This window comes from Rhodospirillaceae bacterium (genome assembly GCA_016722635.1).
Classification (GTDB): Bacteria; Pseudomonadota; Alphaproteobacteria; order JAEUKQ01; family JAEUKQ01; genus JAEUKQ01.
On record JADKIX010000010.1, the window covers coordinates 170,800 to 188,106 of the forward strand.

13 protein-coding genes, 1 tRNA gene and 1 pseudogene are annotated in these 17,307 nt (G+C 44.4%); 10 read left to right on the forward strand and 5 right to left on the reverse strand.

All coding sequences use genetic code 11. The features are described 5' to 3' along the window. Positions 1–12: 12 nt before the first annotated feature. Both thrS and IPP67_05045 read right to left on the reverse strand, forming a co-directional pair. Entirely contained in the window at positions 13–1,917 is a 1,905-nt protein-coding gene (gene thrS / locus IPP67_05040; GenBank protein ID MBL0338537.1) for a threonine--tRNA ligase, read from the reverse strand. A gap of 76 nt (positions 1,918–1,993) precedes the next feature. Continuing rightward, positions 1,994–2,728 (reverse strand): WYL domain-containing protein, encoded by a 735-nt coding sequence (locus IPP67_05045; GenBank protein MBL0338538.1) that lies wholly within the window; start codon positions 2,726–2,728, stop codon positions 1,994–1,996. A gap of 105 nt (positions 2,729–2,833) precedes the next feature. Here IPP67_05045 and IPP67_05050 point away from each other — a divergent pair, with 105 nt between their 5' ends. Beyond that, positions 2,834–3,154, forward strand: coding sequence for a hypothetical protein (locus IPP67_05050; GenBank protein MBL0338539.1), 321 nt, complete (start codon positions 2,834–2,836; stop codon positions 3,152–3,154). A 116-nt stretch (positions 3,155–3,270) separates the two neighbouring features. Here IPP67_05050 and ald read toward each other — a convergent pair whose 3' ends face one another. The 3 genes from ald to lipB all read right to left on the reverse strand — a co-directional run bounded on the left by ald (position 3,271) and on the right by lipB (position 6,714). Next, positions 3,271–4,395: an alanine dehydrogenase gene (gene ald, locus IPP67_05055; protein MBL0338540.1), complete on the reverse strand. Its 1,125-nt coding sequence runs from the start codon at positions 4,393–4,395 to the stop codon at positions 3,271–3,273. Between the two features lie 76 nt (positions 4,396–4,471). Further along, the gene (locus tag IPP67_05060; GenBank protein MBL0338541.1) at positions 4,472–5,809 is read right to left on the reverse strand and encodes an aspartate aminotransferase family protein; all 1,338 of its coding nucleotides are present in this window, start codon (positions 5,807–5,809) and stop codon (positions 4,472–4,474) included. Positions 5,810–5,997: 188 nt separating this feature from the next. Further along, complete coding sequence (gene lipB, locus IPP67_05065; protein ID MBL0338542.1) at positions 5,998–6,714, reverse strand: lipoyl(octanoyl) transferase LipB; 717 nt, start codon at positions 6,712–6,714, stop codon at positions 5,998–6,000. Positions 6,715–6,902: 188 nt separating this feature from the next. Between lipB and IPP67_05070 the strand changes: the two genes are divergently transcribed. The 9 genes and pseudogenes from IPP67_05070 (at position 6,903) to glmS (ending at position 17,287) form a co-directional block, all read left to right on the forward strand. Further along, positions 6,903–6,986: transfer RNA gene (locus tag IPP67_05070), tRNA-Leu, on the forward strand. A gap of 97 nt (positions 6,987–7,083) precedes the next feature. Beyond that, positions 7,084–9,353: pseudogene (locus IPP67_05075) on the forward strand (NADP-dependent malic enzyme). 20 nt (positions 9,354–9,373) lie between these two features. Further along, the gene (mgtE, locus tag IPP67_05080; GenBank protein MBL0338543.1) at positions 9,374–10,780 is read left to right on the forward strand and encodes a magnesium transporter; all 1,407 of its coding nucleotides are present in this window, start codon (positions 9,374–9,376) and stop codon (positions 10,778–10,780) included. Between the two features lie 487 nt (positions 10,781–11,267). Continuing rightward, positions 11,268–11,831 carry a sigma-70 family RNA polymerase sigma factor gene (locus tag IPP67_05085; protein ID MBL0338544.1) on the forward strand — a complete coding sequence of 188 codons (564 nt, stop codon included), beginning with the start codon at positions 11,268–11,270 and terminating at the stop codon, positions 11,829–11,831. A gap of 25 nt (positions 11,832–11,856) precedes the next feature. Beyond that, on the forward strand, positions 11,857–12,318 hold the full coding sequence (locus IPP67_05090; protein ID MBL0338545.1) for a hypothetical protein: 462 nt from the start codon (positions 11,857–11,859) through the stop codon (positions 12,316–12,318). 5 nt (positions 12,319–12,323) lie between these two features. Next, on the forward strand, positions 12,324–12,800 hold the full coding sequence (locus IPP67_05095; GenBank protein MBL0338546.1) for a periplasmic heavy metal sensor: 477 nt from the start codon (positions 12,324–12,326) through the stop codon (positions 12,798–12,800). 390 nt (positions 12,801–13,190) lie between these two features. Continuing rightward, complete coding sequence (locus IPP67_05100; GenBank protein MBL0338547.1) at positions 13,191–13,823, forward strand: DUF4167 domain-containing protein; 633 nt, start codon at positions 13,191–13,193, stop codon at positions 13,821–13,823. 267 nt (positions 13,824–14,090) lie between these two features. Further along, the gene (gene glmU / locus IPP67_05105) at positions 14,091–15,461 is read left to right on the forward strand and encodes a bifunctional UDP-N-acetylglucosamine diphosphorylase/glucosamine-1-phosphate N-acetyltransferase GlmU (protein ID MBL0338548.1); all 1,371 of its coding nucleotides are present in this window, start codon (positions 14,091–14,093) and stop codon (positions 15,459–15,461) included. Continuing rightward, positions 15,461–17,287: a glutamine--fructose-6-phosphate transaminase (isomerizing) gene (glmS, locus tag IPP67_05110; protein MBL0338549.1), complete on the forward strand. Its 1,827-nt coding sequence runs from the start codon at positions 15,461–15,463 to the stop codon at positions 17,285–17,287. The genes glmU and glmS overlap by 1 nt, the downstream gene beginning before the upstream one ends. Positions 17,288–17,307: the final 20 nt, after the last annotated feature.

Sequence of the window (17,307 nt, forward strand, 5' to 3'; positions counted from 1 at the left end):
GAAAATAAAAGATTATAGGGGCTGTTGACATTCTTGGTGTAATTGTTGGATAGCTGCCTCCAAGGAAACAATTTCCTGATCTTTGCCGGACAGGCGGCGAATGGCCACTTGCTGCTGCTCTGCTTCGCGGTTGCCGACCACAAAAATCAAGGGGATCTTGCTTTCGCTATGCTCGCGGATTTTATAGGTAATTTTTTCATTGCGGATATCCAAATGGACGCGGATATTAGCTTTTCGAAGTTTTTGGTAAATATCTTTCGCATAATCAGCGCTGGCATCGGTAATATTAGCAACAACCACTTGCAGTGGGGCCAGCCATAGGGGGAAGCGTCCGCCATGATGCTCAATGAGAATGCCCATGAAACGCTCCATCGACCCTAAAACCGCTCGGTGCAGCATAACGGGACGTCTTTTAGACCCATCCTCTGCAATATAGGAAGCATCCAATCTTTCAGGCATAATGTAATCAACCTGCAATGTTCCGCATTGCCACACGCGCCCAATACTGTCTTTTAAATAAAATTCTAATTTAGGGCCGTAAAATGCCCCTTCGCCTGCATTGACTGTATACGGAATTCCGGCTTTTTTGATGGCCTGATGCAAAATTTTTTCAGCCTTATCCCAGACCTCATCTGTTCCTGCGCGTAAAGCCGGGCGGTCTGCTAATTTAACCGTAAATTCCGGAAAACCAAGGTCGCGATACATCTTTGCGAGTAACTGACAAAAATTAATAGTTTCTTCAACCACCTGATTTTCAGTACAAAAAATATGGGCATCATCCTGGGTAAAAGACCTGACTCGCATAATGCCGTGAAGAGAGCCAGATGCCTCATTGCGGTGGCAACAGCCGAATTCTGCCATGCGTAGTGGTAAATCGCGGTAACTGGTAATACCTTGGCGGAAAATCTGCACATGAGCCGGGCAATTCATTGGTTTAAGGCCCAGGATCTGTCCTTCTTCTTGGAAAACAAACATGTCTTTGCGGTATTTTTCCCAATGACCTGATTTTTCCCATAAAGATTTATCGAAGAGAAGGGGAGTTTTAACTTCCTGATAATTGTATTGTGCCAATTGACTGCGAACGTAATTTTCCAGGGTGCGGTACAGGGTCCAGCCTTTTGGATGCCAAAATACACTGCCAACCGCTTCTTCTTGTAAATGGAAAAGATCCATCGAACGCCCTAGACGTCGATGATCACGTTTTTCCGCTTCCTCCAGCTGCAAAAGATAATCGGTTAGTTGCTGTTCATTCGCCCAGCAAGTGCCATAAATGCGTTGCAATTTGGCATTATTGGCGTCACCCCGCCAATAGGAACCAGAAATTTTGCTTAAGCGAAAAGCTTTGCCCAGCTGGCCGGTACCTGTTAAATGAGGGCCGGTACATAAATCAGTAAAATCACCTTGTTGATAAACGCTAATTGGTTCACTGGTGGGAATGGTTGCTACATGTTCTGCTTTAAAAATTTCGCCCTTACTTTTAAAAAATTTGATAGCCTGGTCGCGTGACCATATATGGCGTGTAATGGGCAAATTACGGGTAACGATTTCCTGCATCCGTTTTTCAATTTTTGGCAAATCTTCAAGAGCAAACGGGGTTTCTCTGGCAAAGTCATAATAAAAGCCGTTTTCAATGGCGGGGCCAAAGGTGATTTGCGTGCCGGGAAATAATTCTTGGACAGCTTGGGCTAAAACATGGGCACAATCATGGCGCAAAATTTCAAGCCCCAACGGCTCGTCACGTTGGATAAACTCGATTTTGGCTTGGTCGGGAATGATGGTTGATAAGTCACTAGGAATCCCATTGATTTTGATGGCGATCACCTGTTTAGGGGCTGATAAGCGCTTGGCGATCTCATAGCCCTTCAAGTTGGTAGGGAACTGGTGAACAGTCCCATCGGCAGTAATAATTGACGGCATAATACCCATAAAATAAAAGCAATTTAACCCAATTTGACCAAGATTTTGTTGGATGTCAAGATTTTAGCAAAAATATTCAGATTGGTTCTGCCAGATCTTCGGTGTGATTGAGGAAAAGTTTTTCGCTGCGGGATTTAAAAAAATCTGGTTGGATAATAGCGTTTTGGATGCGGTCAATGCGGAAGAAACGCACCGCCGCCCGCCACTGGTCCCAGGCCAACAGATACCATACCGGCCAATTTAATAAAAGGAATTGGGGCTCGATCAAGCGGCTGGTTATTTCTTGCCGTTCATTTTGATAAGAAATTTGCAAATAACGCATCTCAAAAAAAGCTTGTTGGATGGGTGCTGCTCCTACAGATAATCTTTGACCATAACTTTCCATAACCTGATGTGATGCCAATCCCCCAACTAGGATCCGACGTTGTAGGGCAATGATATTGCGGCGTTGTGATTCGGGGAAGGCCAATGTAATTTTGCGGCGGATTATTTTTAAATTCCCTAAAAACAAGGGGGAGCCCAGTTTTTCCATAATGGCCAAGCTTAGCAGCAAATTGATGCTTTCCAGATAATTAACCTGTAATTTCCCCATGCCCCAACCGCGTTGCAGGCGAATCCCACCCCCTCGGCCACGATCGGTTTCAATCGGTATGCCTCTGGTTCGTAGAATGTTAAGGTCACGCAAGATTGTTCGTGTGCTGACACCAAGTTCATGGGAAACATAAGCAATTGTTAGGGAATCGCGGGATTTTAATAACCCCACCAATTCATCCAACCGTTCCAAACGTGATTGATCATTCGTTTTGCCCATTTAACAAATATGACATATTTTGTCATATATATCCATGATAATTTCTTCAAAGCCAATTTATAGGCAGATAATGTTTTTCAACACTAGAAACGAAGGAGATAAAAGATGGATCAACAAACTATTGAATGGGCAGCATTCCAATTAAAAAAGGATGTGAGCGAACAAGCCTTGCTACAAGCATCAGGAGAGCTACAGCAAAATTTTTTGCAAAAGCAACCCGGATTTATCCGGCGTGAATTGCTAAAAAAATCTGAGGGTAGTTATGTCGATATATTATGGTGGAAAACTAGGAAATATGCAGAACAGGCAGGCGATCAAGTGATGCAGCATCCGGCTTGTTTGGGGTATTTCCAATTGATGAATGTAGATTTACTGAACCCTAGTGAAGCTCCAGCCCATTTCCTGCAAGTTAAAACTTACCCTTAAATATTCCGCAGCTTAGTAAGCTTGATCGGTTTGGTTTAGGCATTGAGCGAGGACGGATAGAAAAAGGGCATGGATAAAACCCATGCCCTTTTGAAGGGTATCCTCAGAAAATCTAGCTAAGTGGCTAACCCCAATAGTTTCTCTGCACTGACATAAGGTAACTTTAAAGCCTCAGCCACCGCTTGGTAAGTTAATTTGCCTTCATGCACATTTAAGCCGTTGCGTAAATGCACATCATCGGTCAAGGCTTTCTTGTAACCCTTATTAGCCAAAGCCAAAATAAACGGCAAAGTCGCGTTATTCAAGGCAAAGGTGGATGTGCGCGGAACGGCGCCCGGCATGTTGGCCACGCAATAATGGATCACGCCATCAACGACATAAGTGGGCTGGGCATGGGTGGTTGGTTTGCTGGTTTCAAAGCAACCACCTTGGTCGATGGCGATATCAACCACCACCGAGCCGGGACGCATTTTTTTGATCATTTTATGGGTCACCAACCGTGGGGCTGCAGCGCCTGGGACCAGCACAGCACCAATTACCAAATCAGCACCCGTCACATGGCTTTCAATTGAATCGACTGTCGAATATAAGGTGGTTAAGCGGGAACCGAATTGTTCATCCAACTGTTTTAAACGGTCAAGCGAGCGTTCGAGGATAATAACTTCAGCCTCCATCCCGATAGCCATGCGGGCGGCATGGGTGCCCGATACACCACCGCCGATGATCACGACTTTGGCAGGTGCAACGCCTGGGACACCACCCAGTAAGATACCAGTTCCACCAACACCTTTTTCCAAACAATGGGCGCCGACCTGGATGGACATGCGACCCGCCACTTCACTCATCGGCGCCAGCAAAGGAAGACCACCGCGGCTGTTCGTCACGGTTTCATAGGCAATGGCTGTACAGCCTGAGTCAAGCAATCCTTTGGTTTGTTCAGGATCTGGTGCCAAATGCAAATAGGTGAATAAGATTTGTCCCCGACGCAGCCTTTTATATTCAGCGGCTTGCGGTTCCTTAACTTTGACTACCATTTCTGCTTTTTCAAATATTTCTTGGGCTGTTTTGGCAATTTTTGCCCCAGCCGCGACATAGGCTTGATCATCAAAGCCAATGCCAAGGCCAGCGCCGGTTTCAACCAAAACCTGGTGACCATGATGAACAACTTCCCGAACACTCGAAGGAACCATTCCGACCCGATATTCGTGGGTTTTAATTTCCTTCGGCACACCAATCAACATGATAATCTTCCTTTAATAAAGTTAATAATTGAACCTATATAAAGCCAGAAATAACGTGCCTAAACACAAAACTTATTTAGGCGAGTTTCTTTAACACTTCTGACAGGATGTTAAAAATAGCATCAATATGTTGTTTCTCAAGCACCAAAGGCGGAGATAAGGCAATCGTATCACCGCTGGCCCTTACCAATAAACCCTTTTCATAACAATCCAGGAAAGTTTGGAATCCGCGTTTGCCTGGTTTTCCGGGAATGGTTTCCAGTTCAATACCTGCTATAATACCAATATTACGGATGTCGATGATGTGGGGTAATCCCTTTAAAGAATGAGCAGCTTCTTGCCAATAAGGGGTAAGGGATTTGGCATTTTCAAAAATTTTACCTTTTTTATAAACATCCAAGGTGGCAATCCCTGCGGCACAGGCACTCGGATGGCCGGAATAGGTATACCCATGGAACAGCTCAATGCTGGCACCGTCACTTGCCTGCAACATCGTATCATAAATAGATTGCTTGACAAATACCGCACCCATAGGGAAAGCACCATTGGTGATGCCTTTAGCGGTCGTTATCATATCCGGCATAACATCAAAATATTGGGCGGCGAAAGCTGTCCCCAAACGGCCAAACCCGGTAATGACTTCGTCAAAAATCAGCAAAATTCCGTGTTTATCACAAATTTCCCGTAGCCTCTTCAAATATCCTTTGGGTGGAACCAACACACCGGTTGACCCGGCAACCGGTTCAACAATCACTGCTGCAATATTTGATGCATCATGCAAGGTCACAATCCGCTCTAATTCGTTGGCTAGCTCAACACCATTCTTCGGCTCCCCCTTACTGAAGGCGTTTTTTGCCAAGTCATGGGTATGGGATAAGTGGTCAACGCCGGTCAATAAACTGCCGAACGCTTTGCGGTTATTAACCATGCCACCAACCGATATGCCGCCAAAACCAACACCATGGTAACCGCGTTCCCGCCCGATCAAGCGTTGCCTGGTTCCTTGACCTTTGGCACGGTGGTACGCCAATGCAATTTTTAAAGCGGAATCGACTGCTTCTGATCCTGAATTCGTAAAGAACACGTGATTAAGGTCACCCGGGGTGATGGTGGTTAGTTTGGAGGCAAATTCGAACACCAAAGGATGGCCCATTTGGAAGCAAGGTGCATAATCCAGTTTTGCAATTTGGTTGCGCACGGCCTCGGTAATCTCTGGGCGGCCATGGCCTGCATTCACACACCATAATCCGGCTGCGCCATCCAAAATGCGATTGCCTTCAACGGTAGTGTAATACATACCAGCCGCACTTACCAATAAACGCGGGTTTGCCTTGAATTGCTTGTTGGCGGTAAAAGGCATCCAAAAGGCTTCAAGATTATTAGGGATCTGCGAAGTTGGTGTTTCTGTTTTCATGGGTATAATCCTAATCCAGAAAGAATAACTGATTAAAACCGATCACAGCATAAACAATCCCTTTACCGGATGGCAATAAAATAATGGGAGTGCTTCATGGCCATGGCATTCCCAAGCATGGAGTAGGGTAACTAAAGAAAATTGATGACAAGAAGGCAGTATTTGCTTTTGAACTGGGCTCATGTTCTTTACCTATCGCCGAACAGGAGCCATTTTTTGCTTAGCTTCTCAAAACCATCCTTCAATGCGTCATCCAGTTGTTGCATCGGGATAGCAATGCCTAAATCTTGGAAAGACGTAACGCCATATTTTTGATTGTTAATGCCACAAGGGATAAATTGCTGAAAGGCATTTAAATCACAAGAATGGTTAATGGCAAATCCATGAAAAGTTACATGTTGTTTAATCCGTACGCCGATGGCAGCAATTTTGTCCTCATATCCCAAGCCTTTATCTGGCCTTTCGATCCATACTCCGACGCGTTCGGGACGTTGATGCCCCTTTAAACCGAAGCTAGACAAAGTTTGAATAATCCATGCTTCTAAAAACAGTATATATTGCCGAACGTCATGAATGCGTTTTTTTAAATCAATCATTACATATACCACCCGTTGTCCAGGGCCATGATAGGTATATTTCCCGCCCCGGCCGGTATGGTATAATGGCAGGTGAAGAGAGGGATGCAAATCATCTGGCTTGGCACTTGTTCCAGCGGTAATTAAGGCAGGATGTTCCACCAGCCATATTTGTTCTTGGGCATTCTTTGTGCGGATATCGATTGCTAGCCTTTCCATAGCCTGAAGGGTCTGGGGATAATCCAGCAATTGATCATTTTTTATCCAAGTGATAGGAGAATCGCCAGTTAATTTTTTGCTTTCAGAAGGATGATTAATGATGGAAGGCATTTTTATTACTTGTGATCAGGTTGGCCAAGATCAATATGATAATTATTAGTTGAATGTAGTGTAGATATTTCGATATGATCGCCTTTTATGTTGTCAGGTTGATTTTGATTATACAAGATATATTGCTTAATTTATTCCAGTAAGATAAAAGTCTCCTGCCAAAGGTAACTAGGAGAGCTTAGATATAAGCGGTCGTGGCGGAATGGTAGACGCGCAGCGTTGAGGTCGCTGTGGGGCAACCCGTGGAAGTTCGAGTCTTCTCGACCGCACCAAAGTGACATAAAATATGTGGCAATCATCAGGATCACCGGATTGTCGGGTGGAGATGATCAAGGGGTAAGCGGGTGTTTAAAATTTTTGGAGTCAGGGATGGTCGATAACCTTACTGAAAGCGCTCTTGAATATCACCGCCAGCCAACGCCTGGCAAGTTGGCGATTGTTTCGACGAAACCTTTAGCTAATCAGCGCGATCTGGCTTTGGCATATTCGCCAGGGGTGGCTGCTGCTTGCGAAGCAATTGTTGCCGATCATGCCGAAGCTGCCAAGCTGACTTCTCGTGCTAATTTGGTGGCGGTTATCACCAACGGTACAGCGGTTCTTGGCCTTGGGAACATTGGGCCACTAGCCGCAAAGCCGGTTATGGAAGGGAAAGCAGTCTTATTTAAAAAATTTGCAGGCATTGATGTTTTCGATATTGAAATTGCTGAGCAAGATCCTAAAAAACTGATTGATATTGTTGCTAGTTTGGAGCCAACATTTGGCGGTATTAACCTTGAAGATATTAAAGCCCCGGAATGTTTTGAAATTGAAAATCAATTGCGCAGCCGGATGCGCATCCCGGTTTTCCATGATGATCAACATGGAACCGCTATTATTGTGGCTGCAGCCATTCGGAATGGGTTACGGGTTGTTGGTAAACCTTTAAAAGATATAAAATTAGTTGTATCGGGTGCAGGTGCTGCGGCGTTGGCTTGTTTGGACCTTCTGGTCGATCTGGGATTGCCTGTTGCCAACGTAACTGTCTCCGATATTGTTGGTGTGGTTTGGAAAGGCCGTACCGAGCTGATGGATCCACGTAAAGCGCGTTATGCAAAAGAAACGAACGCCAGGACATTGGCGGAAATTATTGAAGGGGCGGATGTTTTTTAGGCCTTTCTGCTGGCAAGGTATTGAAACCGGCAATGGTTGCAAAAATGGCAAAAAATCCTTTGGTTTTTGCCTTAGCTAACCCCACTCCTGAAATCACGCCTGAGGAAGTGAAAGCTGTCCGTTCTGATGCAATTGTTGCCACCGGTCGTTCGGATTATCCCAATCAGGTAAATAACGCCTTATGTTTTCCTTTTATTTTTAGAGGTGCCTTGGACGTGGGCGCGACAACGATTAACGAGGCGATGAAAATTGCTTGCGTTAATGCCATAGCTGATCTTGCCTACGCCGAACCATCGGAAGTGGTGGGTGCCGCTTATGGAGTTGAAACCCCCGCATTTGGCAAGGATTATATTATCCCTAGGCCTTTTGACCCCAGGTTGCTTGTGGAAATTGCCCCGGCTGTAGCAAAAGCCGCGATGGATAGCGGTGTTGCCACACGGCCTATTGAAGATTTTAAAGCATACCGGCAAAAACTGACCCAGTTTGTCTTCCGGTCCGGATTACTCATGAAAACTGTTTTTGATGGCGCCCATCATGATCCTAAACGGTTGGTTTATGCCGAAGGTGAGGATGAGAGGGTATTACGGGCAGTCCAGACAGTTTTGGATGAAGGTTTAGCCAAGCCTATTCTCATTGGCCGCCACTGGGTGATCAACAAAAGGATAGAAAAATTAGGTCTGCGCTTCCGTATTGGAAAGGAAGTCAAATTAATCGATCCTGAGAATGACCCGGCCTATACCTCCTATTGGCAGCAGTACCATCATATCATGGAACGCAAAGGTGTTACACCCGATTTAGCAAAAACTTTGATCCGGACTGATAATACCTTAATCGCGGCTTTAATGGTTCGCCGGGAGGAGGCGGATGCGATGATTTGCGGGGTTTTTGGCAGGTTTGATCATCATTTGCGTCATATTAATGATGTTATTGGCTTAAAACCTCAGGCCAATAATTTTGCTTGTATGAATGCTTTAATTTTGTCGCAGGGAAATTTTTTCCTTTGTGATACCCAGGTAACGCCGGAACCCACTGCGGATCAAATTGCTGAGACGACTTTATTAGCAATTGAAGAAGTCAAAAAATTTGGGGTAACCCCTAAAGTTGCTTTATTGTCTCATTCCAGTTTTGGCAGTTCCGAAACAGCTTCTGCACGAAAAATGCGGCAGGCATTAGCAATTGTTAAAAAACATAACCCTGCAGTTGAAATCGAAGGGGAAATGACAGGGGATGCAGCCTTATCAGAAGCCGTGCGTCGTCAGCAATTCCCAGATGCCAAGTTAGCGGGACAAGCTAATTTGTTGGTTTTCCCCTCACTCGATGCCGCCAATATTGCCTTTAATTTATTAAGGCAAATGGGGGATGGGTTGAGTATCGGCCCCATTTTACTGGGAAGTGGGAAATCTGCCCATATCCTCTCTCCTTCTGCCAAGGTGCGTAGTATTATAAATATGTCGGCTGTGGCCGTGGTTGGTGCGCAAATCCTTAAATAATTTTTATATCTAAAGGGATCATGATGAACAATGAAGACTTGGTGAACCCTGATCAGAAAATTATCTCTACCCATTTTGACCAAGAAGGGTATGAGGGTTTTGCATCAGAAAATCTTAAATCTCTTGTCACTGCTTTAGAGGCTGGTCAGGTGTCCGTGGTCAAAGGAATGCTTGATCATTTCCGTGCCCAAGATATTGCCAGTATTTTAGAGCAATTAACACGGGAAGAGCGTAAATGGCTGTTTGATATTTTACCGAAGCCATTGGATGCCGAAATATTTGCCTATTTAGCTGTCCCCGTGCGCGAAGAAATATTGCCATTGCTTGATTCGGAAACCTTGGCGGATGTGATCCGTCGTTTGGAAAGCGATGATGCAATTGATTTGCTTGAGGATTTAACGGATGGGCAAAAGCAAGAAATATTGCAAAAAGTTGCTCCCCAAGCACGAAAAATATTAGAGGAGGGATTAAACTATCCCGAACAAAGTGCGGGCCGATTGATGCAACGTGAACTGGTAGCCATACCAGTCAATTGGACAGTTGGTGAAACGATTGATTATTTGCGGGCAAAAGAAGATTTGCCTAAAGATTTTTATGATTTTTTCTTGGTTGATGAGACTAATAAGCCAGTCGGGGTCGTGCCTTTAAGCAGGGCCATGCGTAATAAAAGGGTGGTGCGTTTAGCAGATATCATGGATCAAGATTTAGACCTGATTCCCGTGGATATGAACCGGGAGGAGGTGGCTTATCTTTTTCGTAAATATGCCCTTGTTTCCGCTCCGGTGGTTTCAGATGACGGTCGATTGATCGGGGTGATTACCGTAGATGACGTTGTCAACATCATCGATGCGGCGGCGGCTGAAGACCTGCTCAAATTAGGGGGGGTGCGGGCCAGTGAATTTTACCGCTCCATCAGGCAGACCACTTTTTCGCGCTGGGTTTGGTTGGCCATTAACTTATTCACCAGCATTTTTGCCTCGTTAATCATCGATAATTTTGCCGAAACCATTCAACGGCAAGTAGCACTGGCAGTTTTAATGCCACTGATCGCTTCCATGGGTATGAATGCTGGCACCCAAACCATTACCGTGGCGGTACGGGCGTTGGCGGTACATGATTTAAAATTGACCAACCAATGGCGATTTTTCATCAAAGAACTTATTGTCAGTTTAATTAACGGCTGTGTTTTTGCATTGGTTGCGGTTTTAATAGCTTGGGGATGGTTTGGCGACTGGATCATCGGCCTTGTCTTTGGTGTTGCCATGTTTTCCACGTTGTTGATTGCCGCGGTGGTTGGCTCACTGGTTCCTATCTTTTTAGAGAGATGGAAAATAGATCCGGCTGATTCATCTGTTGTACTCGTGACAACGGTAACTGATATGGTTGCTTTCGCTTCTTTTCTTGGGTTGGCTTATCTTATTTTATAGATAGCCACTCTTGCTGAGGCGAGCTCAATCAGCATGTTAGCATCTTAAGGGATAAAGGATGCGTATAGCCATATCTTGGTATAATTGGGATAATTGACCTCTCATTATGCTACCTGATGGAAGGACGCACTATGGAAACATTTTTACATTTTTTTATTTGGGCGCTTGGTATTGGTACTTTGATTGTCTGGATGATAATGTTTTATTACGGAATAAAAATTTTAAGGTATGGACGACGCCCGGAACATAGCTTTTTCTACTTATTAACGCACGGGATGTTATGGTTTAAAAAAGGCACTTTTCTACCACATACCCAAAGGGATAGAGATTGTTTTGTTCGGTACAGCATTATTTTTGCAGGTATATTGTTTTTATTCCTGTGGATTTCAGTTATTTTTACCCGCCTTTAATTTGAAGCGCAGGTTTTTTGTGGCGGCACCGTCTAACTTGAATAAGAATATATTTATAACTAGGTCAACCCGATACGATGAGCGAAGATGAGGCCTTATTAAAGCGAATCGAAGGTGGTGATGAACAGGCTTTCCAGATGCTGATGTCACTCCATTTACCGCGTTTTTTTAGACTTGCTTACCGGTTTTTGCTTTCCAAAGCGGATGCCGAGGATGTGGTGCAAGATTGTTTTTTAAAGTTATGGCGTGATGCTAAGGATTGGCCGGTAATAAGGCAAAGGCCGCAGCATTTTACGTCATGGTTTTATAGGGTGGTTGCCAATCGATGTATTGACCAATTGCGTCAGCCAAAAATGGTCGAGATTGATGAAGATCTAATCCATGCTTCCCCATTTTTATCTCATCAATCGGGGCAGTTATCCCCAGAAAAAGCAACGCAGCAAAAAGAAATGGAACGCCATGTGCAGTTGGCTTTAGCAAGTTTACCTGATCGGCAACGGATGGCTTTTAATCTTTGTTTTTATGAAGGATTATCCTATTACGATGCGGCGGAAATTCTTGGTGTGACCTTGAAATCCTTAGAATCTTTAATGATCCGAGCAAGGCAAAAACTAAAAAAGAAATTATTATTTTTACTTTAGACGATGCAATAAGGTGTGCAATCAGATGATAAAAAAGAAATGCTTAAAAAGATATATCCAACTATATGGGCTTGATTTAAACAAATGGCCAATCACAATGTCGGCTGCTGATAGCAAGCTGATGGAGCAGGCAATCAAAGAAGATTCTGATTTGACAGCGTTGGTGCAGGGGGAAGCCAAATTTAACCAGGTGCTGCAGATGTTACCCACGCCGAATCCTTCTGCGCTCCTGGAAAAAAATATTTATCAAGCGGTTATAGCGGGTGACTTAGAGTTACCAGATAAACGTTATAGCCAAAAATTTCTTTATTCCCACTCCCTTATCCAGTGGGTGCAAAAAAAAATGGGATCATTGGCAATGATACCTGCTTCCTTTGCGATGATTCTTGGCTGTGGATGGTTACTGGGCCAATATTACCAGCCACCTACCTTTGAAATAACCGATTTTTATGCTGACCCCGCCGTTTCCATGATTTTTGAGGAATAGCTAAAATGCCCATTAATAATTCTTCCCAACGGTTTCGTTGGCTCATCATCGGGTTGATTGTTTCTTTCTTATTAAATGCTTTTTTGGTAGGCTTTTGGTTAGGTAATTTCAGCGAGCCAACTCTATCAAGACCCGGGCCCGTTTCAATCAACCGGTTTATCCAACAGCTGCCTGAGGCCGACCAGCAATTGATCCAAGCAGCTTTTAAAAGCCGGTTGCCCATTTTCCAAAACCTTCGCCAGGAATTAAGGCAAAAGAGCAAACAGGTGGCTCTTTTAATGCAGGAACAATCGGGCGATCTGGCAGTTGATTTAGAAAAACTTAAGCAATTATTGCAACAAATCCGTATCCTAAACGAAAAAATCCAGGAAAATTTTCACCAAATGATTGTAGAGCTTTTTCCTAGCTTAACTTTAGAGGGAAAAAGGAAATTAGCTGAATCCCAGCGTTGGGATTTATCTTCTATTTTACAGCGGCGTTAAATGCCATGCTTCCCAAGCTTTGGCAGGGATAGCAAAGCGAGACTTTCAGTTTTTGCTTGATTTTAAAATGTTTTTCGAGTGTTATGACGGGATGGAAATAAGTTGTTGCAGACCAGCAACCTTAGAAAAGCGGTATAAATTAACTGTTTTGACTGTGAGTTTATGGGGAACTAGATATTTATATCTATTGTTTTTAGGTACCGTTGACGATCAACACCAGTCGTATGATTGGTGATAATGATTATAAGATCAAACTGACATTTGATAATAGCTTATGCATAATGTTTACTTTTGCTTGTATATGGGCTGTACCTCTTTGCTGCAAAACAGAGATGGATGTTATTTGCCTTTATTTCTTCAACTTTTTATGAAAGAAAAAACCAGCTAATCATGAAACAGGGCTCTCTTGCGCACCGCTCGCGGATGCGCCATCCGCGCAAAACGGGAAATTTTGTTCGGAATCAAACTTTTGACAGTAACGGTGGGGATGTCAAAATCAGGGGCAACCCGCAGCAAATTATTGATAAATATTTGGGGATGGCGCGTGACGCACATTCCTCGGGCGATAGGGTTGCAGCGGAACATTATTTTCAACATGCGGAACATTATTACCGGTTAAGTCATCATGCGACGTTATCGGATCAGCGTGAACGACACCCATCAAATACAATTGATGACAATCAACAGCCAGCTGGCAATCAAAATCAAGAAAATTCAGGTTCAGAATCAGTTTTTGCTGATGAAGATCAGGGTGATCCCTCTATTCTTTTAGAGCAAGAGAATGATCAGGGTGGTGAATATATGGAAAAGAAACCAGACGGCATGATGCTTCCTCCTGCCTTAATCAACGGGGCCGTTGTCATTCAACCTTCCACAATTGCACCCGTACCAGCCCCAACGTCTGAGGAAATTCTACCTGAAGCAAGTCAAAAAATTCCTGTAAGACGGGGACGCCATAAATTAACTCTAGCGGCTTCACCTGTTGAACAGCAGGTTGAACCAACAAGCGTAACCGAAAAATAACTGTGGTATCACCTAGTACATCGATCAGCTTTCCGGCAGCTTTTCGGTTATTGGCAATGGTGAGAACAGGCTAAAATTATCGCCATTTTTTTGCCACAATTGCCAAGCATAAATTTTGTCGGTAAGCTTTTTACAAGCCATAATAATGGAAAAAACGATTTATTGGATCAGTTTTAGGGTGCTAGGGGTTTATTGTTAAAAGGCGTGTTAAGAGGTTGGCGCCGATCAAAGGGTTCTTTTATTTAATTTTCAATAAAGAATAATCAAATGACTGCTGCGTTACTTCCTTTATCCGTTGTTATTTTGGCTGCAGGCAAAGGAAAAAGGATGCAATCTGCTTTGCCCAAAGTCATGCATCCGGTGGCCGGATTGCCGATGGTCAACCATGTACTGCGATCTGCAGCGGCCTTACAACCCCAGCAAATCGTGGTGGTGATTGGGCCGGAGATGCCGACCGTGCGCCAAGCGGTGTTGCCTTGGCCATCCGTTATCCAATCAGAACAGTTGGGAACAGGGCATGCGGTACAGATAGGTATTTCCAAGCTGCCCTTAGATAAACCACAAGATATACTGATTCTTTACGGTGATTGTCCTTTAATAACCTCAGAAACCTTGCACCGTTTGCGTCAGTGCCTTCAGGAAGCTACAACCAAAAATGTTGGCATTGTCGTTTTGGGAATGCGTTTGGCTAATCCAACAGGCTATGGCCGAATGATGACAGAAAATGGTATTTTAAAGGAAATTGTTGAAGAACGTGATGCCAATGCACAACAAAAGGCGGTTAATTTGTGTAATGCTGGCATTATGGTGGTTCAGGGCCAATTATTACCAAAATTATTGGCAAAATTAAGGCCAACCAACGCCCAGTCTGAATATTATTTAACTGATATTGTGCGTCTAGCTGCTGAAAATGGTCAAAAAACCCTTGTATGGGAAACTGATCCCGAAGAAGTGATGGGGGTTAATACCAGAAGTGAACTTGCGCTGGTGACTAAAGCAATGCAAAAAAGATTGCGTTGTCAAGCTATGGATCAAGGGGTCAGCTTGGTGGATCCAGAAACCGTTTGGCTTAGTTGGGATACCCTATTTGCCAGAGATGTTATTATTCATCCATGTGTCAATATAGGGTTAGGTGTAAAAATAGCGGAAGGGGTTGAAATCCGGTCGTTTTCTTCTGTAGAAGGCGCTACAATCGGTGCTTTCAGTAAAATTGGGCCCTTTACTCGCCTGCGTCCCGGGACAGTGCTGGATGAGCATGTTCATATTGGTAACTTTGTTGAAATTAAAAACAGTGAAATTGCTGAAACCACCAAGATTAACCACCTTTCCTATATTGGGGATGCAAATGTCGGAAAATCTGTTAATATAGGGGCTGGAACAATTACCTGTAACTATGATGGTATGCAAAAATATAAAACGATCATTGAAGATCATAGTTTTATTGGTTCAAACACTTCGCTAGTTGCCCCAGTTGTGATAGGTGAGGGAGCAATGGTGGGTGCAGGCAGTGTTATTACCACAGATGTTCCAGCCAAAGCCATGGCTGTCGGGCGCGCTCCTCAAATAACTAAGGCGGATGGGGCGGTGCGTTACCGGTTAAAGAAAAAGGTTGTCACCCAAAACCAGGAGAAGAAATAATGTGCGGAATTATCGGGATTGTTGCCCAAAAGCCGGTTTCAACAATATTACTGGACGGTTTGAAACGATTAGAATACCGGGGATATGATTCCGCAGGTATTGCTACCTTGGTCAATGGCAATATTGAACGCCGCCGGGCAGAGGGGAAATTAGAAAAATTAGCCGAATTGGTGGCAGGAAAGCCCTTGCCTGGCATGGTTGGCATTGGCCATACGCGTTGGGCAACCCATGGGAAGCCTAGTGAGAAAAACGCCCATCCCCATGCAACCCAATTGGTGGCACTTGTCCATAACGGTATCATCGAAAATTATCAGGAATTGCGCCAAGAGTTGCAACAAGAGGGATATGGATTTAGTAGTGAAACCGATACAGAAACTATCGCGGTATTGTTGACCCGCTCCCTGGAACAGCAAAAAACTCCTGAACAGGCGGTTGCAGAGGCTTTGCCTAGGTTAAAGGGGGCGTTTTCTTTGGCCATTATCTTTAGCCAGCGCGAAAATATGCTGATTGGGGTTAGGCGGGGCAGCCCCTTAGTGGTGGGGTATGGACAGCGAGAAATGTATTTGGGTTCTGATGCGATTGCTTTGGCTCCCTTAACCAATAAAATAACCTATATGGAAGATAATGATTGGGTGGTTTTAACCACGAAAGGCGCCCAGTTTTATCATGACGGCCAAGTGGTGCAACGTGGGGTCAAACAAACGTCGCTGTCGGGTGAAATGATTGGAAAAGGTGAGTTCCGTCACTTCATGCTTAAAGAAATTCATGAACAACCGACAATAGTCGGAGATTTATTAAAACATTATTTACAGCCGCAAAACCGATTACCTTATTTCCCGAATTTTGTTGGCAAGGTTGATTGGAACAAGTGCGCGCGTTTGAATATTGTAGGATGCGGCACGGCCTATCTGGCGGGCATGGTTGCACGGTATTGGTTTGAAAAATATGCCCACATTGCTTGCAACGTCGATATTGGCTCGGAATTTAGGTACCGGGAAGGACGTTTGCCTAAAGATGAGATAACCTTAGGGGTTTCCCAGTCGGGTGAAACCATTGATACGGTCAGTGCTATCCGTTATGCCAAAAGCCAAGGACAAAAAATTATATCCCTCATCAATACCCCCGAAAGCGCCATGGGGCAAGAAAGCGATGTGGTGGTGCCAACCATGGCAGGGCCGGAAATTGGGGTAGCCTCCACCAAGGCTTTTATGTCGCAACTCACCGTTTTTGCCTGTTTGGCCATTGAGGCGGGGTTGCAACGGAAAGTCATCGATACAGCAACCGCTAAATTATTGACCACGGAATTGTTGGAAACACCGGCGCAGCTCGCGCAATTCCTGACCCAACATCAACAAGTTGAAGAACTGGCTGCTATTCTTTCAAAAGCCAGGGATGTACTGTTTTTAGGTCGCGGCATATCTTATCCCTTAGCTTTGGAAGGGGCTTTGAAATTTAAGGAACTGACTTATATCCATGCGGAAGGTTATGCGGCGGGCGAGATGAAACATGGGCCAATTGCTTTGATTGATAATAAAATGCCGGTTATCGTCATAGCCCCTGTAGACCATCTATTTGAAAAAACCCTAAGTAATATGGAGGTAGTGGCTGCCCGGGGTGGGAGGATTGTGTTAATCACCGACCAGCAAGGCCATGACCGGGTCAAAATAAAAATAGATCATCGCTTGGTGGTGCCAAATTCTTATCCCATTAACAGCCCGATGATTTATGCCATGCCATTGCAAATGCTGGCCTATCATGCGGCGCGCATTAAGGGGAATGATGTGGATCAGCCCAGAAATTTGGCTAAAAGCGTTACGGTTGAATAGGCGGGAAACCTGATAGGCTT

What these genes read in the sequence shown, in the direction of transcription:
- thrS (MBL0338537.1), bottom strand. Translation starts at nt 1,917, where the DNA reads ATGCCGTCAATTATTACTGCCGATGGGACTGTTCACCAGTTCCCTACC.
- IPP67_05045 (MBL0338538.1), bottom strand. Translation starts at nt 2,728, where the DNA reads ATGGGCAAAACGAATGATCAATCACGTTTGGAACGGTTGGATGAATTG.
- IPP67_05050 (MBL0338539.1), top strand. Translation starts at nt 2,834, where the DNA reads ATGGATCAACAAACTATTGAATGGGCAGCATTCCAATTAAAAAAGGAT.
- ald (MBL0338540.1), bottom strand. Translation starts at nt 4,395, where the DNA reads ATGTTGATTGGTGTGCCGAAGGAAATTAAAACCCACGAATATCGGGTC.
- IPP67_05060 (MBL0338541.1), bottom strand. Translation starts at nt 5,809, where the DNA reads ATGAAAACAGAAACACCAACTTCGCAGATCCCTAATAATCTTGAAGCC.
- lipB (MBL0338542.1), bottom strand. Translation starts at nt 6,714, where the DNA reads ATGCCTTCCATCATTAATCATCCTTCTGAAAGCAAAAAATTAACTGGC.
- mgtE (MBL0338543.1), top strand. Translation starts at nt 9,374, where the DNA reads ATGATGAACAATGAAGACTTGGTGAACCCTGATCAGAAAATTATCTCT.
- IPP67_05085 (MBL0338544.1), top strand. Translation starts at nt 11,268, where the DNA reads ATGAGCGAAGATGAGGCCTTATTAAAGCGAATCGAAGGTGGTGATGAA.
- IPP67_05090 (MBL0338545.1), top strand. Translation starts at nt 11,857, where the DNA reads ATGATAAAAAAGAAATGCTTAAAAAGATATATCCAACTATATGGGCTT.
- IPP67_05095 (MBL0338546.1), top strand. Translation starts at nt 12,324, where the DNA reads ATGCCCATTAATAATTCTTCCCAACGGTTTCGTTGGCTCATCATCGGG.
- IPP67_05100 (MBL0338547.1), top strand. Translation starts at nt 13,191, where the DNA reads ATGAAACAGGGCTCTCTTGCGCACCGCTCGCGGATGCGCCATCCGCGC.
- glmU (MBL0338548.1), top strand. Translation starts at nt 14,091, where the DNA reads ATGACTGCTGCGTTACTTCCTTTATCCGTTGTTATTTTGGCTGCAGGC.
- glmS (MBL0338549.1), top strand. Translation starts at nt 15,461, where the DNA reads ATGTGCGGAATTATCGGGATTGTTGCCCAAAAGCCGGTTTCAACAATA.